The following is a 23545-nucleotide window of genomic DNA, read 5'->3' as shown; positions in this document are numbered from 1 at the left end:
ACTCCTAGGAAATTCGGGCGGCGTACGCGGAGCAGATGACCAGTTGGCACATGTGGTAGATCATCAGCGGGATGATCAGCACGCCGAGGGAGGCGCCGCCGAAGATGACGGTGGCCATGGGCAGGCCGGTCGCGAGCGACTTCTGGGTGCCGCACATTTGGATGGCGACGCGGTCCTCGCGCGGGAAGTGCAGCGCCTCCGGAATGATGCGGGTCAGCCACAGCATAGCGACGACCAGCACGCACGAGAACACCGTGAGGAACACGATCTCCCACGCTGAGACATTCGACCACACGCCGGAGACGACGCCGCGCGAAAAGGCGGAGTAGACCACCATCCAGATAGAGCCGCGGTCCACGAGCTTGGTCGCCTTCGACTTGGCCAGCTCCCCCACCCGTGGGACGAAGTTGTGCGCGAGCTGCCCCAGGATGAACGGGAGGAGCAGCTGCAGCGCGATGTCGCCGAACACGGAGGCGTCCACGGACACCCCGTCGCCGGCGCCCATCAGCCACATCACAAGCAGCGGCGTGGCCACAACGCCGACGAGCGAGGACACAGACGCCGCCACGACCGCGCCCGAGACGTTGCCGCGCGCCACCCCGGTGAGCGCCACCGAGGACTGCACGGTGGAAGGCACCAGCGACATGAATAACAGGCCCTGGTACAGGTCCTCTGACATGAATGCCGTAGTCGGGCGAGCGAGCAGGCCAATGACCGGATAAATGGCAAAGGTGAACGCCAGGATCAGCGCGTGCAGACGCCAGTTGGTCAGGCCTTTGAGCGCCTCCTGGGTGGACAGGCGTGCGCCGTAGAGGAAGAACAGCAGCGCGATGCCTAGCTTCACCGCGACGGCGAACCCGTCCGCGAACGCGCCCTGGGCGGGCAGCACGAACGCGAGTGCGGCCGCGGCAACAATGCCGACAAGAAGCGGGTCGAGCTTCTTCATCTACTCGGAAACGGAGACTTTGTCGCCGTCGTCGGCCACGGGGACCTCGCGCATCCCTGTGACGGCCGGGCCGGAGACGCGGGCGCCGTCAGCGATGCTGAACACCGAGCCGTGGGCGGTGCACTTGACGGTGTCGCCTTCAACCTTGGTGATCTTCTTCTGCTGGTGCGGGCACACGCTCGAGTAGGCCACGTAGGTGCCGGCGGTGGGCTGGGCGATGATGAACTTGTCCAGGATCACCGCGGAGCCGACCGGCACGTCGGTCTTGGCAACTTCTTCGGGGGCCGCCTCTCCGCAGGCGGCGAGGAACGCACCGGCAAACGTAGTTGCGGTGCCGAGCAGGAACATGCGTCGTGAACAGGTCATGATGCGATCGTAGCGCCCTTCATGGCCGTGACGTACTCACTCAGCTCGGTTTTCAGCGAGTCCATGTCGGTCACACGGTTGCCCTCGATGTATTTGTCGATGATGTTGGTGATCGCCGAGCCGGTAATCGCGCCTGCGGCCCCCGCGGCAATCGCGTCGCGCACGTGCTCCGGTTTCGAGATGCCGAAGCCCAGCAGCACCGGCGGCCCGCCGAACTTTCGCACATTGTCGACGACCTCACCCAGGCCCTGCACCGTCGCTTCCTTGTCCGCACCGGTCACGCCGTCACGCGAGATGGCGTAGATGTAGCCTCGCGAGTGAGTGGCCACCGCTTCAAGGGTTTCCGCCGACGCCTTCGCCGGGGCGATGTAGATCGGGTCAATGCCAGCAGCGGTGGCGGCTGCGCTGAAGGGGGCGGATTCGCGCACGGGGACGTCGGGAAGCAGAATACTGTCCGCTCCCGCCTCCTTGAACTCGCGGTAGAAGCGCTCGAGACCGCGCGCGTGCGCGACGTTGCCGTACACCAGCATGCCGATGGGCAGCTCCGGGTAGCGGCTGCGGATGGTGTGGATTTGCGCAAGCGCCTTATCGACGGTCGCTCCGCCCGCCAACGCCCTCACATGCGCACCCTGAATAGCGGGGCCGTCTGCGACGGGGTCGGAGAACGGCACGCCGAGCTCCACGGCATCCGCCCCGGCGTCCACGACAGCGGAGACGATCTCCATCGCGTCCTCCGGAGTCGGGTTCGAGAGCATGATGAAGGGCACGAACGCGCCTTCTTCCCTAGCGAAGAGCTTGTCGTAGCGGCTCATTTACTTTTCCTCTCTATCTGCGAGCGAAGCTCGCACGTGGGCGATGTCTTTGTCGCCGCGGCCGGACAGGGTGACCAGGATGTGCAATGGCTCCGCGTCGGACGGGTGCTCTGCGGCACGTTTGAGGGCGTAGGCGAGAGCGTGTGAGGACTCGAGCGCGGGGATGATGCCCTCGTGGCGCGACAGGGCCTGGAAGGCGTCGAGGGCCTCGTCGTCGGTGACGGGCACATACTTCGCGCGGCCGGACTTGGCCAGGTGCGCGTGCTCCGGGCCCACGCCCGGGTAGTCCAGGCCGGCGGAGATGGAGTAGGAATCCTGCACCTGTCCGTCCTCGTCGCACATCAGGTAGGAGTACGTGCCATGGAGCAGGCCGGTCGTGCCTTGGGCGATGGCCGCGCCGTGGGCGCCGAGACCGAAGCCTTCTCCCCCGGGCTCGGCGCCGACGAGCTCGACACTGGTGTCGTCGATGAAGTCGGCGAAGGTGCCGATCGCGTTGGAGCCGCCGCCGACGCAGGCGACCACGACGTCCGGGAGGCGGTCGGTGCGTTCGAGGATCTGGGTGCGGGCCTCGGTGGAGATCACGCGGTGGAACTCTTTGACGATCTTGGGGAACGGGTGCGGCCCGGCCGCGGTGCCCAGGAGGTAGTGGGATTCGTGGAAGGTGGCGGTCCAGTCGCGGAGTGCCTCGTTCACCGCGTCCTTGAGTGTGCCCGCGCCGGATTCCACGCCGATGACCTCCGCGCCCATCAGCCGCATGCGGTAGACGTTGGGTGCCTGGCGTTCCATGTCGGTCTTGCCCATGTAGATCACGCACTCCAGGCCGAGTAGCGCGCAGGTGAGCGCGGTGGCGGTGCCGTGCTGGCCGGCGCCGGTCTCCGCGATGATGCGGGTCTTTCCCATCTGCTTGGCCAGCAGTGCCTGGCCGATGACCTGGTTGGTCTTGTGCGCGCCACCGTGGACGAGGTCCTCGCGCTTGAGGAAGATGCGCGCGTTGCCCTCCAGCGGCAGGTTGCGGCACTCGGTGAGCGGGGTGGGTCGGCCGAGGTAGTCGCGGAGCAGGCCGCGGTATTCGCTCATGAACGCCTCGTCGTTGAATGCGTCCACGAAGGCTTGCTCAAGCTGGTCGAGTGCCGGGATGAGCGACTCGGGGACGAACTGTCCGCCGAACTCGCCGTAGTAGGCAGGGAGCAGGGTCATGTCTTTTGTCCTTAAGTGTGAAAGTTGCGGATGGTGGCGAAGCCTCGTCGCAAGGCGGCGGCATCCTTGTGTCCGAGGGGGTCTTCGAAGCCGGAGTTAAGGTCGAGGCCGGTGCAGCCGGTGCGCAGCGCGTCGGTGAGGTTGTCGGGGGTTAGCCCGCCGGCGAGCAGGGCGTCGGTTGTGGGAATCCGGGACCAGTCGAAGCACTCCCCCGTCCCGCCGACGCCGGAATCGAGCACCAGCTTGTCGACGAGCTCCGCCACGCCCGCCGCATCATTGGGCCCGGTCATGTCAATAGCGCGCCACACTTGGACATCGACCTCGGCGCGGACGCGCGCGATCAACGCGTGTTCGGCCTCGAGTGAGCCCTGGTACGGGGCGTGGACCTGCACGGCGGTGATGCCGGGCTGGACCAATTGGTCGTAGCCCTCGGTACGGCGCGACACCGCCACGTAACCCAGCCCCGGCTCTGCGGCGATGATTTCGGAGGCCGTTTCACGTGAAACATTGCGTGGGGAAGCCTCTTCGAAGATCAGGCCGCCGTAGACTGCACCGGCCGCTTTCGCTGCCTGGGCCGCCGATGCGGAACGCAGGCCGCAGACCTTGTTCGGCCCGTACACCAGCTCTCGGCACGCGCGGTCGATGTCCGGCTGGGAGGTCAGCTGCGAGCCGACGAGGAACCCGTCCGAGTGTCGGCCGAGCCGGCGAACGGTTGCGGCGTCGCGGATACCGGATTCGGCCACCACCACTGCCCCGTCCGGCGCGAGTGCGGCCAGGCGGGCTGAGCGGTCGAGGTCGATGGAAAGGTCGTGGAGGTTGCGGTGGTTCACGCCGAAGATTTTCGCGCCGAGCTTGGCGGCACGCGCCGCCTCATCTTCGTCGATGACTTCCGTGAGCACGTCCATGCGCAGCGATTCCGCGATGGAGGCCAGGTGCGTGTACTCCTCGTCTGAGAGCACCGACAGCATCAACAGCACCGCGTCAGCGCCGAAGTAGCGCGCGGCGTAGATTTGCACCTCGTCGACGATGAAGTCCTTACACAGCACGGGCAGATGCGTGGTGGCGGCGACGGTGGCGAGGTGGTCGTAGTCGCCGCCGAAGTAGTCGGGCTCGCACAGCACTGAGATCGCCGATGCGTAGCGCGAGTAGACGGTTGCGATCTCCCCCGGCTTGTAGTCCTCGCGGATCGTGCCGAGCGAGGGCGAGGCGGACTTGCACTCCATGATGTAGGAGGCGCCCGGGGCGGCGAGCGCGTCGTACAGCGAGCGTTCCGAATAACGTAACGTGGCGAAAGAAACGTGACCGATGCGTTGTCTAATTCCGTCAATGTGACGCTTACGGTCCGCCACAATTTCGGTCAAAATCTTAGCCACTGTAGTCCGCCTCCTCGTGGGTGGTGAGCCACTGGGACACGGAGCCGTCGGCAAGCAACTGCTTCGCATGCGCCGTGCCGGCGGCGAGCGAGTCCACCATGCCGTAGAGGTAGAACATCGCGCCCGCGTTCACGGCCACGGCGTCGCGGTGCGCGGCCGGCCCCTCCCCCGCGAAGGTGGCGCGCATAGCGGCGGCGTTGTGCTCGCCGTCGCCCCCGCGGAGGTCCTCGAGCGTATGCGTATCCACGCCAAGCTCCGCCGGCTCCACGGTATAGTGAGAAATCGCTCCGTCCTTGAGGTCCCAGACAAGGGTCTCGCCGTGAACCGCGATCTCGTCCGTCCCGGCGCCGTGCACTACAAGCGCGCGGGAACGACCAAGCATTTTCATGGTCTCCGCAATAGTAGGGCCAAGCTCATGATTGGCAATCCCCATTATTTGAAATTCAGGTCTTGCGGGACTCAATAATGGGCCCATCGTATTAAATAGCGTGCTCACGCCGAGTTTCTTGCGCACCGGCTGCACGAACGCGATCGCTGGATTGTACGCCGGGGCGAACAGGAACGTGAAGTTCGAGGACTCGAACTGACGCACCGCGCGCTCCGGGTCGAGGTCCAGCGGGATGTTCAGCGCCTCGAGCACATCGGCCGAGCCAGACTTGGAAGACACCGAGCGGTTGCCGCACTTGATCATCTTCACCCCGCCGGCCGCGGCCACAAGCGAAGCGGCGGTGGTGATGTTGATGGTGTTGGCGCCGTCGCCGCCGGTGCCCGCGGTGTCCATGATCCCCTTGCCCGTCACCGGGAAGGGCCGGCCCGCGGCGAGGAATGCTTTGGCCGCACCCGCGATGTCGGCGAAGGTCTCGCCACGGGTCCGGATGGTGGCGAGCAGTGCCGCGATGTGGACGTCGTCGTAATCGCCGACGGTCAGCGGGGTGAATGCCTCAACCGCGTCCTCCAAGGTCGGGGCGGGGTTGTCGATGAAACGGCGGAAGATCTCTACGTGGTCAGCCATTGTCGCGTCCTTTCTGCAGCAGGTGTTCCACGCAGCGCTCCAGCAGCTGGGGCCCTGCGGGGGTGAGGATGGATTCGGGGTGGAATTGGAAGCCGATGGAGTACCCGTCGTCGGTCTCGGCGGCCATGATCACGCTGCCAATCTGCGTGTCCGTCCAGGCCAGTGGCGTGATTCCTGCGGGCGCCTCGGTCGCGCCCAGGGAGTGGTAGCGGGCAACAGGCACGTCCAGGCCTGGTTGTCCGGGGGTGCCGCCGACCGTGAGGCCGCGGAACAGCGGGTGCGGAGCCGTAAGTCTCATGGGAACCGAGGTGCCGTGCTCGGGGCCGCACGGTTGGACGTGCCCGCCGAAGTGCTCGATGAGTGCCTGGTAGCCCAGGCAGATGCCCAGGATGGGGATGCGGCGCTGGGCGCGCTCGATCACTTCCATCATGCAACCGGCGTCCGCGGGGTAGCCGGGGCCCGGTGAAAGCACTATGAGCTCCGGGACAGCGCCGAGCACAGTGTCGGCAGAGACGGTGTTGCGGTAAACCACGGTGTCGAAGCCTGCGAGCGCGTCGACGAGGTTGTAGACGAAAGAGTCCTGGTTATCCAGCAAAACAATCACTTGTGCACCTCCAACTCGCGGCCCCCTGCGAGCGCCTGGAGCACCGCGTAGGCCTTGTGCAGGGTCTCGTCGGCCTCGGCCTGCGGGATGGAGTCGCGCACCACGCCCGCCCCGGCCTGCACCGTGGCGACGCCGTCGGCCACGAACGCGGAGCGGATGACAATGCAGGTGTCGAAGTCGCCGCTGCCGTGCAGGTAGCCCACCGCCCCGCCGTAGGAACCGCGGCGCGTGCCCTCCACCTGCCGCAGCAGCTCTGTCGCCCGCAGCTTCGGGGCGCCGGTGAGCGTGCCCATGTTCATGCAGGCGCGGTAAGCGTCCAGCGCGTCCAGGTCCGAGGCAAGCGTCGCCGTGACGCGGCTGACCAGGTGCATCACGCGGGAATAGCGGTCCACCTGCAGCAGTTCCCGCACGCGGCGGGTGCGCGGCTCGGCCACGCGGGCCATGTCGTTGCGGGCTAGGTCCACCAGCATGGTGTGCTCGGCCACCACCTTGGCGTCGGTTCGAAGCTGCAGCTCCATCCGCGTGTCCAGCTCGTGGTTGACCGTCCCGTCTGGATTCAGCCCGCGCGGGCGTGTGCCGGCAATCGGGTACAGCTCCACCTGGCGCGTTGCGTGGTCGAACTTCAGGTTGGACTCCGGCGAGGCACCGAAGAGCTCGTAGCCAGTCCCGCGCAGGTAGAACATGTACGGCGAGGGGTTAGACTCGCGCAGCCGGCGGTACGCCCCGAACGCGTCCGAGCACTCAGCCGTGAACGCCCGCGCCGGGACCACCTGGTAGATATCGCCGTTCGCGATGTGCTCTTTGAGCGCTTCCACGTCCGTGCGGAAGTCGGCGTCGGACACCGTCGCCTTGACGACGGCACGCTCCGCTTCCCCGGTGGTGGGTTCGTAGGCGGGCACGGGGGCGTCGATAAGCGATGCGAGCGGCTCGAGATCGATGCCAGCACCATGCGCATCGACGCCCGCGAGATACGCCGTGGACGTTTCGTGGTTGACGCGCAAGAGGACTTCGGCGAGCACGAACTGGAAGTCCGGGTAGGTGTTCGGGCCTGCCTCCACGAAGGGGAGCTGCTCGAAAGAGTCCAGGTAGTCGTAGGCGAAGCCGCCAGCGAGGAACGGGAAGTCCTCGTTGCCGTAACCGGCGCGCGTGGTCAGCGCACGGAGCACGTCGGCGGAAGACGGGGCGGTGAGACGCTCGCGCTCGTCGGCGGCGCGTGATGCGGGAAACTCGTAGACGCCCTCCCCCACCCGGTACTCCTCCAGCCCCAGGCCTGCTGCGATGACCTCGCCGGACGGGGTGAGCGGATCCACCGTCACACGGTTGCCGGTGCAGGTCACGCGCACAGACGCGCGCAGCACCGCCACGGACTGCAGGCCGTTGCGGGTGGTGATGTCGGCGGACTCGAGCAGCACGGAATCTTCCGCGTCGAGCCCGCCGATGTGGGCGAAGAGGCTGGCCACGTCCTCGTGGTAGCGCACCTCGCGGTGGGTGTAATGCATGTGGTCCTCGGTTCTGTCGTATTCATTGCACCGAGGGTGAAAAAAGGCCCGCGGCGCTTGGGGTGCAAGCTGGCGGGCCGTGACTTCGAAGGGGGCGCGCCAGTTAGGCGAGCCACCACCAGTTCAAAGAAGTCATGTACGTCACAATTGACAACTATAGCGGAACCGGTATTCCACCGGGAATTTTATTCAGGGAGCCGGTACTTTCCCCGCGGGGCTGCGGCGACCAGGCCGTCCATCTTCAGGCCGGTAATGGCGGCGTGGGTGGCAATCTCCGGGTTCATGTGCGGGGCATCCACTAAACCGCGGCGGACGATTTCGGCGGCGATGTCTTTGTACGCCATCGGCTCCCCCGCCTTGCGCAACACGGTCAGGATCGCTTCGTGCCAGGTCATGGGCACCTACTTCTGTTCGTCGGCGTGGCCGGCGGCTCGTCGCAAAGCATCGATGTTCACTGCGGGCTTGGGCTCATCCGCCTGCTTCTCACGCGCCTGCTCCACCGCCGCGGCCGCACGCGCGCCGAAGTTGCCGCCCAACGACGCCGCGACGACGGCCGCCACCAGCGCCACCGCCGGCAGCACCCACATCCACCCGGAGGCGATGAAGGAAAAGGCCGCGCCGAACGCCAGCGCCACACCCGCCAGCACCCAGAACGGGCCGGCGACCTTGTGGGCCTGGTCCCAAATCGCGCGGTCCTTGCGCACCGCCGGGACGTGCAGGCCGAACCACTTGTTTCCCGGCAGGTTGCCCAGTGAGGCCAGCGCGCCGGGGATGAGCAGAAGCAGGGTCAGCAGGATAAAGATGATGCCGACAACGACGTTGAGAGTGCTCATATTTTCAAACGGGCTCATGGCTCCCAAGCATACGGCGAGGGCAGACACGAAAGAAAAGCCCCCAAAAATGCAGTCTGCTGTATAATCACCGGCTACTCTGGACACATGAAAAGTAAGTTCTTAGGGTCGCTACTCTTTTGGGTAGTTGTCGCCATAATCCTCGGGTTCCTGTGCAGCCTGTTCTTCCCGGACTGGCTTGCCCGTATCTTTATCACCTTCAACGGACTGTTCTCCAACTTCCTCGGCTTCTTCGTTCCGGTGCTGATCTTCGCGCTCATCGCGCCCGCCATCGCGGGCCTGGGCCGAGGCGCCGGCAAGTGGCTAGGCATCACCGCGGGTGTGGCCTTCGGCTCCACCGTCATCTCCGGCCTGATCGCCTGGGGCACCGGCACCGCGTTGTACCCGAAGCTGCTGGCCGGCAGGGACTTGATTACCAACGTGGCCGACCCGGACGAGGGCGGCCTGACCCCCTACTTCACCGTGGAGATGCCGCCGCCGCTGGCGATTATGTCCTCGCTGCTGCTCGCCTTCGTGGTGGGCCTGGCAATGACGGCGGTGAAGTCCGACAACCTGTACAACGTGCTGCAAGAGCTCAACGACGTCGTACTCAAGGTCGTGGTCACGTTCGTGATCCCGCTGCTGCCGCTGTACATCTTCGGCACCTTCCTGGGCCTGGGCATGAACGAGAACTTCGGCGACACCATGGCCGCCATGGGTGTGGTGCTGCTGCTGTCCGTGGTCATGACCGTGCTCATCGTGCTGCTGCAATACCTGGTTGCCGGCGCGGTCGCCGGTGTGAACCCGTTCAAGGCGCTGAAGAACATGCTGCCGGCGTACTTCACCGCCTTGGGCACTTCGTCGTCCGCCGCGACCATCCCGGTCACTTACGAGTCCACGCTGAAAAACAACGTGGACGAAGACGTCGCCGGCTTCGTGGTCCCGCTTTGCGCCACCATCCAGCTGTCCGGTTCGATGATGAAGATCATGCTCTACGCGCTGTCCATCGTGTACATGGCCAGCCTGGACGTCTCCGGCGGCGAGATCTTCGGCTTCATCCTCCTGCTGGGCATCATGATGATCGCGGCCCCGGGCGTGCCGGGCGGCGCCATCATGGCGGCTGCCGGCCTGCTGCAGTCCAACCTGGGCTTCGACGACTCGATGCTCTCGCTCATGATCGCGTCCTACATCGTGGTCGACTCCTTCGGCACCGCCGCCAACGTCACCGGCGACGGCGCGGTCGCGCTCATCGTGAACAAGTTCGCGTCGGGCAAGATCCACAAGCAGTCGCCTATCGACGAGCCTTCGGCCGCCCCCGCCACCGGCTCCACCGCTGTGTAGCAGTCCCCTTCTGCCGCGCTCAACCGCCCTCCGGGGCGGTTTTCTTTTGGCCGTGTTTCACGTGAAACTAGGAAACGTCACTGTATCGATAGCGTCCCTCACTGTAAAAAGTGACGGGAAAATGGGCCTTCACTGTAAAAGTGAGTCTGTCACTGTAAAAAGTGACGGGAAAATGGGCCATCACTGTAAGCTACCGGCTACAGTGACGGTATGAGTCAGCGCATGGATGACATCATGGCACGGTTGCGACGGCAACGAAACGACGATCACTGTATTGAGGCGAAATCTGGAACGGGGAAACTCGATACCGCGTTCTGGAAAGCTGTGAGCTCTTTTGCCAACACCAAAGGCGGAGTAATTGTCCTCGGTATCCAGGAAAATCAACGTGACGGTAGCTTCACTCCGGCGCCGGGGTTTGACTCTGCCCGTATGAACGACCAACTCATTAGTGCGCTGCGCCAGGGGCAAGAGAAGCCTCCTGTGACACCCATCCCCCGTTTCGACATTGAGACTGACGAGGTCGATGGTTCTCCGGTGATTCTGGTGTGGGTCCATCCGATGCGGGGTGACGCACAATTGGGCCAGCAGATGCCCTGCTATGTCACAGCTCAAGGCCTGCGGGATGGCGCGTACAAGAGGGTTTTGGATGGGGACCAGAGGCTGTCTAGCTACGAAGTGTTTCAGCTCACGACGCTGTACACGCCAGACCTCTCGGAACTCTCACCCATTAGTGAGGCTGGCCTCGACGACCTAGATGGGCAGGCATGGAGGGACCTAATCGAATCGTTGGAGAAACGCGGTTCTCGTATCCGCCTTGGGACGACCAGTGACGCTGAAGTCTTGGAACGTCTTCACGTACTTGACGGCGCTGGCCTCCCAACCCTGGCTGGTGCTTTAGCTCTCGGACGCTACCCTCAACAATTTTTCCCGCAGCTGTTCATCGACGTGGCTGTGCACCCTTCACCAGAGAAGTCCGTCTCGGAAACCAGGTTTGTGGATCGAGCCCATTGCGACGGTCCCCTGCCACTCGCTGTGGAGGACGCAATTAAGGCGGTAATGCGCAACCTTCGAACACGTTCAGTGGAGGTGGGATCGACGATGGTCGACGAGCCCGAGATTCCCGAGATCGCGTTACGCGAAGCGATTGTGAATGCGGTGATGCATCGGGACTACAGCCCCCAAGTTCAAGGCCGCCAAGTGCAGGTGGACGTGTACCCCGATCGAGTTGAGGTAAACAGTCCGGGTGGTTTGTGGAGTGACCGGACGGTGGACAACATCGATGAAAATCGATCGGTCAGCCGTAATCCATCGCTCGCGAATCTTCTTAGCAACCTGCCCACTCCTTCAGGATCGATGCGTGTGGCGGAGAATCAAGGCAGCGGCATCCAACGAATGCGTAAGGGCATGGAACGCTACGGTCTGCCTCAGCCACAATTCGATGCGGGGATTGGTGAGTTCACCGTCACCTTGTATCGCTTTGGAGTTCTCAATCCGGAGGTTTCGCAATGGCTGGCCTCCGTGGCGCCAGGAAGTACGCGACAGGAGCAGATCGCGCTCGCTATTGCCCAAGGGCTCGGTGGTGTGTCGGTCAAGGAGTTGCGGGAACATATCGGGCTCGACAGCGATGATGCACGTGAGCTGCTGGGTGACCTGGCCGATCGCAATCTGCTCAGGGAGGGTCGCACCAGCGATACCTTTGTCCTGGCAGTCGGTGATCCCGAATTTGACGAAGTCGACCGAGAGCTGATGTCCTACCTTTCGCAAGTTGGGGAAGCTGCAGCACGGGACATCGCGGACCATCTCGGAGTGAGTGTGAATTCATTGCGTCCCAGGCTCCGAAACCTGGTGGATGCAAATGAAATTATCCCCACTGCACCACCGACGAGTAGGAAGCGAAAATACCGTCTCCCCAAGTAGGTTTCACGTGAAACATCGCCGATCTCCGCACCTCCCCTCGCCCTGCACAATCGACTACTCTCTTGCGCATGTCCTTCGAGATCGTCACCACCCATTTTGTGGCACACGAGCACGACCTGGAGGAGGCGTACGCGCTCTACCGACAGCGCATTGAGACGAGCGGCGCTGTCATCTCGGCGGTTTCCCCTCGCCCCCACCCCATCGAGGACGAGTTCACCCTCTGGGACCTGCGCTGCCAAGCGGCCTACGACAACCTGCCCGCCCCGGACCAGATGCGGCTGTACGAACTCAACGCGCTCGTGGATTTCGCCACCACCAACCGCGACAACGCCATCGAAAAATTCTTCTTCGAGGATCACGACGCCCCGACGCACCTCCCCGCCAGCCTCGGCGGCCTGATGGACCTCACACTTCGCGACGAGCCGCAGGGCCCCCTGTCACTCACCACCATCGTCTACCTCGGCTCGCCAGAGCACATGCTGCTGGCGCAGAAGCTTTTCGACGACACCGTGGCCGACCTCAACGCCGTTGCGTACCAGCCGTACGTGGCCCCGCTCGAAGGAACGGAGCATGCGGGGTTGGTCGGCCCGCTGTGGTTGAGGGATGCCACGCTAAACATCATCGGCAAAGGCGACGGGCACTTCTCCCCCGGCAAGGACGCGTGGGCGGGATGGTTGTTGACGTCGGATGGACCGGAAGACGTCGATAGGCAATTGCACGAACGCATCGATGCCGATGCCGTGATGATCACCCACGCGGTGCAGGAGCCGTTCTAATCACGAAAAGGCACCGGCGCGGAGGAAGGGATATTCCGCGCCGGTGCCTTTTTCAGGTTTCGAGCCTACGGCGTGACCTGCGGGCTCAGCGGGTCAACCGCCTCCGGGGCCTCCGCGCCGCCCAGCGGAGAGTCGGTAATCTCCGCGTCGCCGAGCGGGGCGTCGGTCATCTCCGCGCCGCCGAGGCCGGTGTCGCCGGACGCGGAGCCGCCGGCGGAGGAACCGCCCGCGGAGGAACCGCCGGACATGGAACCGCCCGCGGAACCGTCAGACACGGAGCCGTCTGCGGAGGAGCCGCCGGCGGAAGAACCGCCCGCGGAACCGTCGGATGCGGAGCCGCCGGACACCGGGTCCTCCGAGGTGATGGCGTCGGACGGGTTGACCCCGGTGGTGTCGGTGTCACCGTCGCTGTCGTTGCAGGCGGTGAGGCCGGCGGTAGCCAGCACGAGTGCGGTAGCCGATGCGGCAATACGAGTGTTTGCAGACATAATTCTCCTTCTCGTGTCGGATTCATCCCGGGGTGTCTCGCCCGGATCACAAACTTTCTACGGGGCCTATCTGCGAAACCCTTGGGAGCCGAGGGGGAACTCTCGTACTGGTACGTAGCAGAACAATAACCCGGCCCCTACGCTGCGGGAACCGGGTTATTCGGGTGCGGAACTTACATCGGCAGGCCTGGCACTGCCGGGAGGGAGAGGCCCGGGATGGAGCCGGAGAACGCTGCTGCTGCACCGAGCAGCGCAACGAGGGCGAGCGGCACGCCGATCAGGACACCCAGTGCGGAGGAGCGGTAGTCGCTTTCCTTGTGGGTCAGGCCCTTGATGCAGACACCGGAGTCGGTGGAGCTGCCGACTCCAGCCTCTTCGCGGGACTCGTCAACAATCTTCTTGAGACGCTCCTTTTCCTTTGCGGTCGGGGCCTTGTCGATATCCTGCTGGAGCTCCTTCTGAGCCTTGAGGCACTTCTGGTACGCCTCGGAGGACCCCATCTTCTCGTCGCCTTCAGCGGCGAATGCCGGTGCGGTCAGAACGGACACGGACATGGTTGCTGCGAGAGCAGCGGCAGTGATGCGCTTCATATTTGTCTCCTTATGTCGGTGTGATTACCTGTAACGTAGTTAACACGTGTTCAGGAAAAGCCTTCAAGCGTTTCAGGGAATCGTGTCCAAATTGAGATAAAAGGGGCGGACTACACCGGCAGCTTCGGCATCTCCGGGAAGGAAACGCCCGGGACCATGCCGGAAGCTGCGGCCGCGGCACCGAGTAGCGCCACAAGGGCGAGTGGCACACCGACTAGGACGGCGATGACGCCACCGCGGTAGGTCGGGCTGTTGAGCATGCTCTTGATGCACACGGCGTCCGGGTTGGAGGAGCCGCCGTTCTGTCGGAGTTCCTCCTTCTCCTTCTCATTCGCGGAGCCAACCAGACCGCGGCAGTGCTGGTAAACCTCGGACGAGGTTTTCTCGTCTTCAGCCGCATGTGCCGACGAGGCCAGGACGGACAGGGACAGTGTTGCCGCAACAGCAGCGGTGGTCATGCGCTTCATGGTGTTCTCCTTGTGTTGGTCGGGTAACCCGTAGCCAGAACAACACGTGTCCACAGAATCCCGCACGGCAACTCAGCAAAATGTGTCCAAACTGAGACACGAAAAACGGCCCGCCCCACCGAGGGACCGGGCCGAGAAACGCTCAGGCGAGCTGAATTAGAACGGCAGAGCCGGGAGCTGAACGCCCGGGATAGCGCCGGAGAATGCTGCGACAGCGCCGAGCAGTGCCACGAGGGCAACCGGAACGCCGATCAGGAGACCCAGGATGCCGGGCTTGGTCTCCGGGTTGTCGATGAGCTGCTGAACGCACTCGCCGGTGGCGTTGTTGGAGCCCTTCTCCTTGCCCGGCTCGGCCTTTTCGCCGTCCCTGCCGGCGGTGGCGTCCTTGCCCTGCTCGGACTCGGCCTTCTTGCCCTCCTTGCACTGCTTGTATACCTCGGAGGAGCCGACCTTCTCGCGAGCCTGGTCGCCCTCAGCCTGGGCGGAGCTGCCCTGGTTCTCCTTGGCCGGGGCGGTGTCAGCGTCAGCGGCGAACGCCGGAGCGGAAAGAGCGGACATGGACAGGGTTGCGGCAACTGCAGCGGTGGCGATGCGCTTCATGGCAATCTCCTTTTAGTGAATCGGGTACCTGCCAGTTATCTGGCACGTGTGAAAGACGTATCGCCAAACCATCACATCGCGTTACGCGGGGTTACCCTAGGCACATGGGAATGATGAAGGAGATAGCAGCCATCTTTGGTGTCGCCGCACTTGTCGGCCTTGGTGGTGCGGGTGCCGTCTACAGCGCCATCGACGCCCCGGAGCGCGATCAGTACACCGTCCAGGCTGCGGGGGCGCCGAGCGCCACTATCGACGACCCACAGGACGCGCTCACCCCCGAGGACGAGCAGCGCCTGTTGCGCGACACCGCCAACATCAACGCGGCCGATGTGGTCACGGATTTCCACTACATGGTGTTCGAAACCAACCACGAGAACATCCTCGACGATGTGGAGGAGCTGCTGCGCTCGCAGTACCCCGAGCTGATCGACCAGTCCAAGGGCGAAAACGGCCGCCCCGCCGACGGCGTGCTCATCGTGGGCGTGGGCCTGGATCCGCGCCAGGCGTTCATTTACGGCGGCGACGATGTCACCGAGGAGCTCATGCTTAACGACGACACGTACCGCGAATCCCTGCTCGATGCGATGAAACCGGGCGTAAACGATGGGAACATCCCCTCCGGTCTCTTCCGCGCTGCGAACCTGGCCTTGGACGCGGACGGGCTTTCGGACCGGAAGTTCAGCGACGCGCAGGGCGAACGCTCTGGGGCGGTTTTCGGCGCCGCCCTGGGCGGGTTCGGCGTTACTACGGCGGTTGGTGCGGGTGTGGCGGCGGTGCGGAATAACCGTCGTAAAGCAATTGCGAAAGCCCGCGAGGACTATGAGCTTGTCACCCACGAGTACACCCGTCTCGCGGGCCGCCTGGACGAGGTGGATGTCCGGGCGAACTCGCTGTCCTCGGCGTTCGCGGACGAGACGCTGCGCCGCCAGTGGGCCGAGGTGCGCGACCGCTTCCTGAGTATGAACGAGCTGGTGCACGGCGCGCAGGGACTCAGCTCCATCAACATGGACGACGATAAGGACGTGTACAAGCACCACAAGCAGCTTGCGGACGCCGCGGAGAGTGTGGACCACGTCTCCAACGCCGAGGACAACATCGACCGCCTCTTTGGCGTTGAACACGGCGACCCGGCCACGCGCCGGGCGGACCTGAGCACCATCCGCGAGGACGTGCTGCGCGCCCGCAGCGATGTGGAGGATTCCGGCCTGCGCCGCGAGCTGGACCTGCTGATGCAGCGCATCGAGGCGCTGGACGCGAACCCCTCCTCCCCCACCTACGTGGACGACTTCGTGCGCGTGCTGGGCGATTACCGCGTGATCCTGGATCAGGTGAAGAAGAAGCAGTTCAGCGACGTCAAGGAGCACGAGAAGCTGACGGCGCCCGCGGTGTACGAGTCCGGGTTCTGGTACGGCGGGTACGTGCCGTACGTGCACATGCACTCCTGGCACGAGTCCAACGTGCAGGCGGAACAGGCGGCGTCGTCGAGCAGCAGCTCCGTGTCTTCCTCGGGATTTAGCGCCGGGGGTGGTAGCTCCAGCTTCTAAGGGTGTGACTTTCCACACATTTCGCGTTTACACTTCCCTTTAATCAATCCGTGTTTATACTTGGAAGTGGAGAAATTCGAAGCGCGGCCCGCCACCTAAGAACACGAGGTGGCGGGCCACTCCTTTTGGTGGGTATCCGCTTGAAAACTCCTAAGAATAGCGGAATCCCCTCCGCCTTCTCGCACTCTAAATGGGGGGGTGGGTGAGTGCTCAACCGGTCTCGGGGGGATGGACCGTGGGCGGAGGGGCCCAAAAGCGAATATAGACTATCGCCCTCAGTGTGTCTACATGTAGGGCAAAAAAGTTTTTCGGTGCAGGTGGGAGGGGGTTATGGGAAGATAGCTGGCATGACCATCCAGGCCCGGGCGCTGACGTATAAGCGTGAGAAGGAGCAGTCGGCCGCGATCCGCCTGTTGCACGCGGACAACGCCCCGGTGCTGCTCGCGGTTGTGGCGGAGCACTTCCCGCGCGGCGCGGAGGCGAGGCCGGCGGAGCAGCTCTACCAGCTCATGGCGGACGATTTTGCGGTGCTGCGCGGGACGTTCGAGCTGCCGAAAACACCCCAGGCGTATTGCAACGACTGGGTGAAGGCCGGGTGGCTCGTGCGCAAATCTGGCACCAAGGAAACGGGCGAAACGCTCGAACCGAGCGAGCAAGCGCTCACCGCGCTGCAGATGATGGACAGGGTCAGTGCACCGAGGCCGACGGTGACGGCGAGCCGGGTGGCGTCGATAAGCAATGCCCTGCAAGCGCTCGCGCGGGACACTGACCCGGACATCGATTCGCGCCTGAAGCATCTCGAGGCCGAACGCGCCCGCATCGAGGCGGAGATTGAGCAGGTGGAACGCGGTGAGTTTGAGTTGCCCTCCCCCGCCACCGTGCGCGAACGGGTGGGCGACATCTTGGGCCAGGCGAGCGCGATCCCGGGCGACTTCGCCCGCGTGAGACACGAGCTGGAAACGCTGAATACGCAGCTGCGGCGCCAGCTGCTGGACCCGGAGGGCTCGCGAGGCGACGTGCTGGACGAGATCTTTGCCGGCGTGGACCTGATCGGCGAATCCGACGCGGGCAGAAGCTTCAACGCGTTCTACTCGCTGGTGGTGGACCCGGAGCGCGGCGCGTGGCTGGACACGTGGATCGGGCAGGTGCTCGAGCGCACCGACAACACGGCGATGACGGCAGAAGAGCGTGCGCAGTTCCGCACCCTGTTCCGCGACATGGAGGACGCCGGTTACGAGGTTAACCGGATGATGACGCGCCTGGCTCGCAACCTGCGCAACTACGTGGCCAGCGAGCAGTTCGCCGAGGACCGCCGCATGATCGAGCTGTTGCGCGACACCCGCAAGCTCGCCGCCGACGCCGCGGAGCGCGAGGAGCTTTCGGCCACGCACAAGATGGACACGCCCTTGCAGCGCATCGGCATGCAGATCGCCTCGGTGGCGCAGATCAAGCTCGCGGACCCCGGCGCGGAGGTCATCACCACAGAGGTGGAGGCGTTCGAACCCGGCGAGGGCGACGCGGAGGCGCTCTACCAGGCGGTACGTGAAAGCGAGATCGATTTGGAGGAGCTGATTGCGGCTGTTGGGGAGACGGTTGGGCGGGCCGGAGGGGCGTCGATAGGCAAGGTGCTCGAGCGCCACCCCGCCACCCAAGGCCTGGGGTCGGTGGTGGGCCTTGTCTACCTGGCCCTTAAGCACGGGGTGCGGCAAGACGGCAGCGAAGAGGTGCGCTTCGAGGAAGAGGATGGGAGCATTCGCTTAGCGACGGTCCCGCGGTGGCACTTCGACGCAGCAGCAGTAAAGGAGATGCAATGACGGAACCGCTGTGGACGGGCGACACAGGCACCCTGTCCGAGGAAACCCGGCGCGCCCTGGTGGACCTGCTCAAAGGCCCGCTGATCACCGCCGATCGGAAGAAGGAGACGTGGCACGCCATCACCACCGACACGGAGACGCTGCGCTCGCGGCTGCACGACGTGTTTTTGGAGCTGGTTGTGGACGAGGACGCCGGCATCGCGTTCACGCGACACGTTCGCCCGGACAACGAGGACGTGAAGGTGCCGCCGGTGCTGCGCACAGAGGCGCTGACGCACCTGCAAACCGCGATCCTGCTGCAGCTGCGCCACGAGCTGGGCATGTCCACCCCAGGCGAGCGTGTGGTGGTGGGCGAAGACGAGCTGTATAGCGCCATTAGCTACGTCCGCGCGGTGGATAACCGCGACGAGTCCGGGTTTAAGAAGCGGTTCACCGCGGCGGTGAACACCATCCGCAAGTACAGCCTGCTCACCGACACGGAGACCGAGGGGCGCTGGGAGGTCTCCCCCGTGCTGCGCCACATCTTCGACGCTGACACGGTCCACGCGCTGCGCGAGGAGTACCTGCGCCTGGCACAGGAAGGGGAAGAACAGTGATAGAGCAATTTCGTCTCGCGCGCGTGCAGCTGGTCAACTGGGGCACGTTCGACGGCTACTACGACATCCCCGTTGGCGAGCGCGGGTTTTTGATCACTGGAGCGTCCGGCTCGGGCAAGTCCACGCTTATCGACGCGTTTTCCGCCGTGCTCGTCCCTCCCGGCAAGCTGCGTTTCAACGCCGCGGCCCAGCAGGAAACGGGCCGCGACAAGGGACGCAGCCGCGTGTCCTACATCCGCGGCGCGTGGCGGCGCAGCGAAGACCCGGCCACCGGCGAGATCCGCAGCCAGTACCTGCGCTCAGGCGCGACTGCCAGCATTGTCGCGTTGACCTACCGCGCCGGAAACGAGGTGCTCACGCTCGCGGCGATCTACCGCCTAAACGCGGGCCAGCAGCAGGAAGCGCAGGTGAAAACGCTCTACGGCATCTTCCCCAGCGAGGTGGACGTGGACGGGTTCGTGCCGCTGCTGCAGAACTCCCTGGACAAGCGCAAGCTGGAGGCGAAGTACAAAACGGCCGGCGTGACGTTCACGGACCAGTACTCCGTGTTTGCCAACCGCTTCCGCTCCAAGCTGGGTATCGGCAGCGAGGAAGCGCAGATGCTGCTGCACCGCACGCAGTCCGCGAAGTCCTTGTCCAGCATGGACGAGCTGTTCCGCAACTACATGCTGGACGTACCGGGCACGTTCCAGGTCGCGGAAGATGCCGTGGCCACGCACGAGGATCTGCGCCAAGCGTACGAGCGGCTCGAGGACGTGCACCAGCAGATTGAGACGCTCGCTCCCCTGCCGGGGCTGAACACCAAACTCAAGGATGCGCAGGCGACACAGGAGAACACCGCCGCGCTTTCTGCCGCCCTGCCCAACGTGCGGCGTGCGATTGAGGCGAAGCAGCTGCGCGAGCGTATCGACGTCAGCTCCGCGCAACTCGCCGCCCTCGAAGTGCAGACGCAATCTCTCGAAGCCCGCAAGGACGTCCAGCAGGAGGCGGTGCAGCGCGCCGCGGTGCAGCGGGAGCAGGTGGCCGGCCAGAGCCTGGGCGAGATCGAGCGCAACATCTCCCGCGAGGAGCACGAGCTTGTTGCGCGGAGCGCGAAGCTGCGCGAACTGTCGGCCCTGGTGCAGCTGGACGGAGCGCTCGACACCGAGCGTTTCGCGGAGCTGAAAGCCCAGGCGTCGGCGGAGCTGGCGGCCGCGCCGGAGCAAGAAGAGCGGCTGCGTGAAGAATGGTTTGGCGCGAGAAGTGAGCGGGACCGGCTTGCTAGCGCGGAGGCGGCCGTGGGGGCGGAGTTGGCGTCGTTAGGCAACCGCTCCTCCAACATTGACCAGCGCTACGTGGAGGTGCGCGCGCAGTTGTGCGCGGATACCGGGCTGACGGTGCGCGAGCTGCCGTACGTGGGCGAGCTGATCGACGTGCTGCCCGAGCACGCCGAATGGGAACCCGTGATCCAGCGCCTGCTCGGCGGCTTTGCGGCGACGCTGCTTGTGCCGGCGGAGCGTGAGCGCGAGGTGAGCAGTTGGGTCAACGGGCGTCACCTCGGGATGCGGCTTGAGTACCGCACCGTGCCCGAGGGCGTGGACGTCCCGCGCGGGCCGAAGAACCCGCTCAGCCTGTTTCATAAGGTGCGCGTGGTGGAGCACCCGATGCGCCCCTGGCTGATGCGCATGCTGTCCACCACCTTCGACTACGCCCTGGTGCGCACCGTGGAAGAGTTGGAGCGGCAAGACCAGCGCGCGGCCACCATCGACGGCTTGGAGCGCAACCCGGCGGATAGGACCGGCTCCGCCCGGTACGTGAAGAACGACCGGCAGCGCCTGGGCGAGCGGCGCAACTACCGCCTCGGCTCCTCCAACCACGCCAAGGTGGAGGCGCTGCGCGCGGAGCTTGCGGAGGCGAAACGCGCAACGACGGCGGCGAGCAACCGTCTGGCGGAGGTGCGGCGCAAGCAGGAGGCGCTGGCCAGCGACGTGGCAAAGGCGCGGGATATTGCCGCCATGGAGTGGGCCAGCGTGGACACCGCGAGCGTCGAGGAGCAGTTGGCTGGCCTGCGCGCTGAGCTTGAGCGGCTCACCTCCTCCCCCGAAGCCAAGGAGCTGGAGCGGGCGTTGCGTGAGGCGTCCGACACGCTGAAGGCCACCGATCTGGAGTTGCGCGGCGTGCGCGACGAGCTCGCGGTGGCCAAACGGGCGCTGCAGGACGATCAGGCACGGCTGAAGCGGATCGAGTCGGAGCACGTGGAGGTGGACCCGGCGCTGGCGGAGCAGCTCGAGGCGATGCTGGCGGCCACCACGCGCCGCCTGACTCCGGAGAACTTGAGCGACAGCGCCTTCAAGGTCACCGCGCAGCTAGATGCGCAGGCGAAGCAGGCGGCGAAGACGATCACGGAGTCCAGCAACGCCATCGTGAACATCCTGTCCAACTACAAATCCCAATGGTCCGCGGAGTCCGCGGAACTGCAGGCCACGGCCGATTTCGCCGGCGAGGCTATCGCGCGGTTGGAGATGCTGCGCTCGGACCGCCTGCCGGAGTTCCGCGGCCGCTTCTTGGACCTGCTCAACGGCCAGTCGGTGATGCACCTGAACACGATTTACAAGGAGCTGCAGCGCGCGAAGAGCGACATTGAGACGAACCTGGGCCCCATCAACGCGTCGCTGCGCCGCTCCCCGTACACCGAGGGGCGCTACCTGCAGATTGAGGTCCGCGACAACCGAGACCGCGTCGTGCGTGACTTTCTACAGGACCTGCGCGAAGCGACCGCCGGCAGCTTGAGCGAGGCGGACGAGAAGACCGCCATCGAGCGCTACCACCGCCTGGCCAAGATCATGGACCGCCTCGGCTCCTCCGAGCGTGCTGACCGTAGTTGGCGCAGCGTCGTACTGGACACCCGCAGGCATGTGAAGTTCGTGGGCAACGAGGTGGACGCCGAGGGCACGGTGCACAACACGCACGTGGATTCCGCGTCGTTGTCAGGCGGCCAGGCGCAGAAGCTGGTGTTTTTCTGCCTCGCCGCGGCGTTGCGTTACCGCCTTGCCGGGGTGGATGCGGACGTGCCCCGCTACGCCACCGTGGTGCTCGACGAGGCCTTCGACCGCGCCGACCCCGTGTTCACCCGCACCGCCATGGACGTGTTTGAAAGCTTCGGCTTCCACATGGTGCTGGCCACGCCGATGAAGCTGATCAAGACCCTCTCCCCTTACGTCGACGGCACCATCGTGGTCCACTACACCGAGGACCCCGTCGCGCGTTCAACTTTCGAACTCATTGATACCCATGCGCCTGCCTGACCAGTTGCCCGTCAAGTTCAACATGGAGCTTTTGCTTCTCGACGAACCTTCGGCCGTCTCCATGCCACTGCATCCGCCTACACGCGCGCAGGTGCTTGCCGACGAGGCCGGTGCCCGCGAGTTCGTTCGCGCCTGGCAAGCCTGGGAGCCCACTGAGGAGGTGGAGTGGGCCACCCGCTCCTGGGCAGGTCTGGGCAAACAGGACTTACCCGTGCGCGTGACTCTGTCCGGATGGGACCGCGTGGCCGAGGTGGCGGGGCGCGCCGCGGAGGTTGCGCTGGCCCGCGAGCGGTTCGCGGTGTTGGTTGAGCTGTTCCCGGATTGGCCGGAGTTTCGGGAGCGGGCGGCGCACTTGTGGTCGTCCTGGCTCGGGTTGTCGGACGATGACTTCAACCGCCTGTGCCTCGCCTTGCGATGGTTTCACGTGAAACCTTCGTCGGGCCTGCGCGCCCGCGCCGTACCCATCGAAGGGCTGGACACGAAGTGGATCGCCTCCCACCGCGGCCTGCTGCAGCGCCTGCTCGGGGTGTCTGACCTGGGCCTTGCCGAGGGCGACCGGCTGATGCGCGTGCGGTTTCTGGATGGAGCGCTGGCGCCCGCGCCCGGGTTGCTCGATGTGGCGGTTCCGTTCGGGTCGTTGGATTTGCCGGACGGTTTGCTTGTGATCGTGGTGGAGAACAAAGAGACGTTCTTAGCACTCCCCCAGGCGCCCGAGGGTTCCAATGCGGTGTTGGTGTGGGGCTCCGGGTATACCGCCGGTGCGCTGCCGGAGTTGCCGTGGGTGCGCGCGGCGCGCCGGGTGCTGTACTGGGGCGACGCGGATGCGGACGGTTACGCCATCCTGAATGCGTTGCGCACCCGCCTGGCTGCCGACGGCGCCTCCGTCCCCGTTGTCAGCGTGGCCATGGACGTGGAGACGGTGCAGCGCTTCCTGCACCTCGCCGTGGCCGACCCCGGCGACACGACCCGGGTGCTCCCCCACCTCACCGACGACGAGGAACGCGCCCGCCGGTTCCTGGTCGCCTCCGGTGCAAAGCGATTGGAGCAGGAGCGCGTGTCGTTGGAGTGGGCGTTGGCGATGCCGGAGTTTCAGGCGGTGTGGGCTGGTACCGTGGGCGGTACCACTAACGTCGCAGGAGAAGACGATGGCTGAACGCTTGTCGGATAAGTACACCTACCAAACCTTCTGGTCTGAGGAGGACGGTGAGTACGTGTCCACCGTTGCCGAGTTCCCGTCCTTGAGCTGGCTCGATGAGGACGCCCAGCGGTCGAGTGCCGGGCTCCGGTCGCTTGTTGCTGAGGTAATCGCGGACATGCAGCAAACCGGGGAACCTATCCCCCAGCCGTTCGGTCAGCGCGACTTTTCCGGACGGTTCAACGTGCGTGTCAGCAGTTCTCTCCACCGTCGCCTTGCCATGGACGCTGCGCGGGAGGGTGTGTCCTTGAACGCTTGGGTGACGCAAAAGCTCGCGAGCGCGTAAACGGGAAC

23 protein-coding genes are annotated in these 23545 nt (G+C 64.9%); 9 read left to right on the top strand and 14 right to left on the bottom strand.

Annotated elements, in window-relative coordinates; genetic code table 11:
- Positions 1-4 precede the first annotated feature (4 nt).
- From NUW87_RS08295 to NUW87_RS08250, 10 genes are all read right to left on the bottom strand, one after another.
- Positions 5-946 carry a bile acid:sodium symporter family protein gene (locus NUW87_RS08295; RefSeq protein WP_269028023.1) on the bottom strand — a complete coding sequence of 314 codons (942 nt, stop codon included), beginning with the start codon at positions 944-946 and terminating at the stop codon, positions 5-7.
- The gene (locus tag NUW87_RS08290) at positions 947-1312 is read right to left on the bottom strand and encodes a Rieske (2Fe-2S) protein (RefSeq protein ID WP_269028022.1); all 366 of its coding nucleotides are present in this window, start codon (positions 1310-1312) and stop codon (positions 947-949) included. It abuts the gene before it with no gap.
- The gene (gene trpA, locus NUW87_RS08285; protein ID WP_239219540.1) at positions 1309-2124 is read right to left on the bottom strand and encodes a tryptophan synthase subunit alpha; all 816 of its coding nucleotides are present in this window, start codon (positions 2122-2124) and stop codon (positions 1309-1311) included. Before trpA ends, NUW87_RS08290 begins: the two co-directional genes overlap by 4 nt.
- On the bottom strand, positions 2125-3321 hold the full coding sequence (gene trpB, locus NUW87_RS08280; protein ID WP_269028021.1) for a tryptophan synthase subunit beta: 1197 nt from the start codon (positions 3319-3321) through the stop codon (positions 2125-2127). It abuts the gene before it with no gap.
- An 11-nt stretch (positions 3322-3332) separates the two neighbouring features.
- Positions 3333-4763: a bifunctional indole-3-glycerol-phosphate synthase TrpC/phosphoribosylanthranilate isomerase TrpF gene (gene trpCF, locus NUW87_RS08275; RefSeq protein ID WP_272508783.1), complete on the bottom strand. Its 1431-nt coding sequence runs from the start codon at positions 4761-4763 to the stop codon at positions 3333-3335.
- On the bottom strand, positions 4687-5706 hold the full coding sequence (trpD, locus tag NUW87_RS08270) for an anthranilate phosphoribosyltransferase (RefSeq protein ID WP_269028019.1): 1020 nt from the start codon (positions 5704-5706) through the stop codon (positions 4687-4689). Before trpD ends, trpCF begins: the two co-directional genes overlap by 77 nt.
- On the bottom strand, positions 5699-6310 hold the full coding sequence (locus NUW87_RS08265; RefSeq protein ID WP_269028018.1) for a glutamine amidotransferase-related protein: 612 nt from the start codon (positions 6308-6310) through the stop codon (positions 5699-5701). The genes trpD and NUW87_RS08265 overlap by 8 nt, the downstream gene beginning before the upstream one ends.
- A complete protein-coding gene (locus NUW87_RS08260; protein WP_269028017.1) occupies positions 6307-7809 on the bottom strand; it encodes an anthranilate synthase component 1 in 1503 nt (500 codons plus the stop codon). Before NUW87_RS08260 ends, NUW87_RS08265 begins: the two co-directional genes overlap by 4 nt.
- Positions 7810-7994: 185 nt before the next feature.
- A complete protein-coding gene (locus NUW87_RS08255; protein WP_239219550.1) occupies positions 7995-8204 on the bottom strand; it encodes a winged helix-turn-helix domain-containing protein in 210 nt (69 codons plus the stop codon).
- A 6-nt stretch (positions 8205-8210) separates the two neighbouring features.
- On the bottom strand, positions 8211-8660 hold the full coding sequence (locus NUW87_RS08250; protein ID WP_238635415.1) for an SdpI family protein: 450 nt from the start codon (positions 8658-8660) through the stop codon (positions 8211-8213).
- A gap of 87 nt (positions 8661-8747) precedes the next feature.
- Here NUW87_RS08250 and NUW87_RS08245 point away from each other — a divergent pair, with 87 nt between their 5' ends.
- The 3 genes from NUW87_RS08245 to NUW87_RS08235 all read left to right on the top strand — a co-directional run bounded on the left by NUW87_RS08245 (position 8748) and on the right by NUW87_RS08235 (position 12673).
- Positions 8748-9980 (top strand): dicarboxylate/amino acid:cation symporter, encoded by a 1233-nt coding sequence (locus tag NUW87_RS08245; RefSeq protein WP_239219552.1) that lies wholly within the window; start codon positions 8748-8750, stop codon positions 9978-9980.
- Between the two features lie 222 nt (positions 9981-10202).
- Entirely contained in the window at positions 10203-11897 is a 1695-nt protein-coding gene (locus tag NUW87_RS08240) for an ATP-binding protein (RefSeq protein WP_269028016.1), read from the top strand.
- Between the two features lie 68 nt (positions 11898-11965).
- Positions 11966-12673: a hypothetical protein gene (locus tag NUW87_RS08235; RefSeq protein WP_269028015.1), complete on the top strand. Its 708-nt coding sequence runs from the start codon at positions 11966-11968 to the stop codon at positions 12671-12673.
- A 65-nt stretch (positions 12674-12738) separates the two neighbouring features.
- On the opposite strand, the gene NUW87_RS08230 is transcribed toward NUW87_RS08235, so the two are convergent.
- The 4 genes from NUW87_RS08230 to NUW87_RS08215 form a co-directional block, all read right to left on the bottom strand.
- The gene (locus tag NUW87_RS08230) at positions 12739-13161 is read right to left on the bottom strand and encodes a hypothetical protein (protein WP_269028014.1); all 423 of its coding nucleotides are present in this window, start codon (positions 13159-13161) and stop codon (positions 12739-12741) included.
- Positions 13162-13334: 173 nt separating this feature from the next.
- The gene (locus NUW87_RS08225) at positions 13335-13751 is read right to left on the bottom strand and encodes a hypothetical protein (protein WP_269028013.1); all 417 of its coding nucleotides are present in this window, start codon (positions 13749-13751) and stop codon (positions 13335-13337) included.
- 110 nt (positions 13752-13861) lie between these two features.
- Entirely contained in the window at positions 13862-14218 is a 357-nt protein-coding gene (locus tag NUW87_RS08220; RefSeq protein ID WP_239219570.1) for a hypothetical protein, read from the bottom strand.
- Positions 14219-14374: 156 nt separating this feature from the next.
- Positions 14375-14818: a hypothetical protein gene (locus NUW87_RS08215; RefSeq protein ID WP_269028012.1), complete on the bottom strand. Its 444-nt coding sequence runs from the start codon at positions 14816-14818 to the stop codon at positions 14375-14377.
- Between the two features lie 104 nt (positions 14819-14922).
- Here NUW87_RS08215 and NUW87_RS08210 point away from each other — a divergent pair, with 104 nt between their 5' ends.
- The 6 genes from NUW87_RS08210 (at position 14923) to NUW87_RS08185 (ending at position 23537) form a co-directional block, all read left to right on the top strand.
- Positions 14923-16362, top strand: a complete 1440-nt coding sequence (locus NUW87_RS08210) for a DUF5129 domain-containing protein (RefSeq protein ID WP_269028011.1) — start codon at positions 14923-14925, stop codon at positions 16360-16362.
- Positions 16363-16709: 347 nt separating this feature from the next.
- Positions 16710-18176, top strand: a complete 1467-nt coding sequence (locus NUW87_RS08205; protein ID WP_269028010.1) for a DUF3375 domain-containing protein — start codon at positions 16710-16712, stop codon at positions 18174-18176.
- Entirely contained in the window at positions 18173-18772 is a 600-nt protein-coding gene (locus NUW87_RS08200) for a DUF4194 domain-containing protein (protein WP_070483266.1), read from the top strand. Before NUW87_RS08205 ends, NUW87_RS08200 begins: the two co-directional genes overlap by 4 nt.
- On the top strand, positions 18769-22056 hold the full coding sequence (locus tag NUW87_RS11795; RefSeq protein ID WP_269028009.1) for an ATP-binding protein: 3288 nt from the start codon (positions 18769-18771) through the stop codon (positions 22054-22056). Before NUW87_RS08200 ends, NUW87_RS11795 begins: the two co-directional genes overlap by 4 nt.
- On the top strand, positions 22043-23209 hold the full coding sequence (locus NUW87_RS08190; protein WP_269028008.1) for a DUF3322 domain-containing protein: 1167 nt from the start codon (positions 22043-22045) through the stop codon (positions 23207-23209). Before NUW87_RS11795 ends, NUW87_RS08190 begins: the two co-directional genes overlap by 14 nt.
- Positions 23202-23537, top strand: coding sequence for a type II toxin-antitoxin system HicB family antitoxin (locus NUW87_RS08185; RefSeq protein WP_269028007.1), 336 nt, complete (start codon positions 23202-23204; stop codon positions 23535-23537). Before NUW87_RS08190 ends, NUW87_RS08185 begins: the two co-directional genes overlap by 8 nt.
- Positions 23538-23545 lie beyond the last annotated feature (8 nt).

Origin of the sequence: Corynebacterium pilbarense (assembly GCF_026930265.1) — a bacterium.
Taxonomy (GTDB): domain Bacteria; phylum Actinomycetota; class Actinomycetes; order Mycobacteriales; family Mycobacteriaceae; genus Corynebacterium; species Corynebacterium pilbarense.
Note: the sequence above shows the minus strand (reverse complement) of the source record. Positions and strands in the feature narration are given on the sequence as shown.

Excerpts from the sequence above, each read along its gene's own strand:
- NUW87_RS08295 (WP_269028023.1), bottom strand. The coding sequence starts at position 946 with ATGAAGAAGCTCGACCCGCTTCTTGTCGGCATTGTTGCCGCGGCCGCA.
- NUW87_RS08290 (WP_269028022.1), bottom strand. The coding sequence starts at position 1,312 with ATGACCTGTTCACGACGCATGTTCCTGCTCGGCACCGCAACTACGTTT.
- trpA (WP_239219540.1), bottom strand. The coding sequence starts at position 2,124 with ATGAGCCGCTACGACAAGCTCTTCGCTAGGGAAGAAGGCGCGTTCGTG.
- trpB (WP_269028021.1), bottom strand. The coding sequence starts at position 3,321 with ATGACCCTGCTCCCTGCCTACTACGGCGAGTTCGGCGGACAGTTCGTC.
- trpCF (WP_272508783.1), bottom strand. The coding sequence starts at position 4,763 with ATGCGAAGCAGTTGCTTGCCGACGGCTCCGTGTCCCAGTGGCTCACCA.
- trpD (WP_269028019.1), bottom strand. The coding sequence starts at position 5,706 with ATGGCTGACCACGTAGAGATCTTCCGCCGTTTCATCGACAACCCCGCC.
- NUW87_RS08260 (WP_269028017.1), bottom strand. The coding sequence starts at position 7,809 with ATGCATTACACCCACCGCGAGGTGCGCTACCACGAGGACGTGGCCAGC.
- NUW87_RS08255 (WP_239219550.1), bottom strand. The coding sequence starts at position 8,204 with ATGACCTGGCACGAAGCGATCCTGACCGTGTTGCGCAAGGCGGGGGAG.
- NUW87_RS08250 (WP_238635415.1), bottom strand. The coding sequence starts at position 8,660 with ATGAGCCCGTTTGAAAATATGAGCACTCTCAACGTCGTTGTCGGCATC.
- NUW87_RS08245 (WP_239219552.1), top strand. The coding sequence starts at position 8,748 with ATGAAAAGTAAGTTCTTAGGGTCGCTACTCTTTTGGGTAGTTGTCGCC.
- NUW87_RS08240 (WP_269028016.1), top strand. The coding sequence starts at position 10,203 with ATGGATGACATCATGGCACGGTTGCGACGGCAACGAAACGACGATCAC.
- NUW87_RS08235 (WP_269028015.1), top strand. The coding sequence starts at position 11,966 with ATGTCCTTCGAGATCGTCACCACCCATTTTGTGGCACACGAGCACGAC.
- NUW87_RS08230 (WP_269028014.1), bottom strand. The coding sequence starts at position 13,161 with ATGTCTGCAAACACTCGTATTGCCGCATCGGCTACCGCACTCGTGCTG.
- NUW87_RS08225 (WP_269028013.1), bottom strand. The coding sequence starts at position 13,751 with ATGAAGCGCATCACTGCCGCTGCTCTCGCAGCAACCATGTCCGTGTCC.
- NUW87_RS08220 (WP_239219570.1), bottom strand. The coding sequence starts at position 14,218 with ATGAAGCGCATGACCACCGCTGCTGTTGCGGCAACACTGTCCCTGTCC.
- NUW87_RS08215 (WP_269028012.1), bottom strand. The coding sequence starts at position 14,818 with ATGAAGCGCATCGCCACCGCTGCAGTTGCCGCAACCCTGTCCATGTCC.
- NUW87_RS08210 (WP_269028011.1), top strand. The coding sequence starts at position 14,923 with ATGGGAATGATGAAGGAGATAGCAGCCATCTTTGGTGTCGCCGCACTT.
- NUW87_RS08205 (WP_269028010.1), top strand. The coding sequence starts at position 16,710 with ATGACCATCCAGGCCCGGGCGCTGACGTATAAGCGTGAGAAGGAGCAG.
- NUW87_RS08200 (WP_070483266.1), top strand. The coding sequence starts at position 18,173 with ATGACGGAACCGCTGTGGACGGGCGACACAGGCACCCTGTCCGAGGAA.
- NUW87_RS08190 (WP_269028008.1), top strand. The coding sequence starts at position 22,043 with ATGCGCCTGCCTGACCAGTTGCCCGTCAAGTTCAACATGGAGCTTTTG.
- NUW87_RS08185 (WP_269028007.1), top strand. The coding sequence starts at position 23,202 with ATGGCTGAACGCTTGTCGGATAAGTACACCTACCAAACCTTCTGGTCT.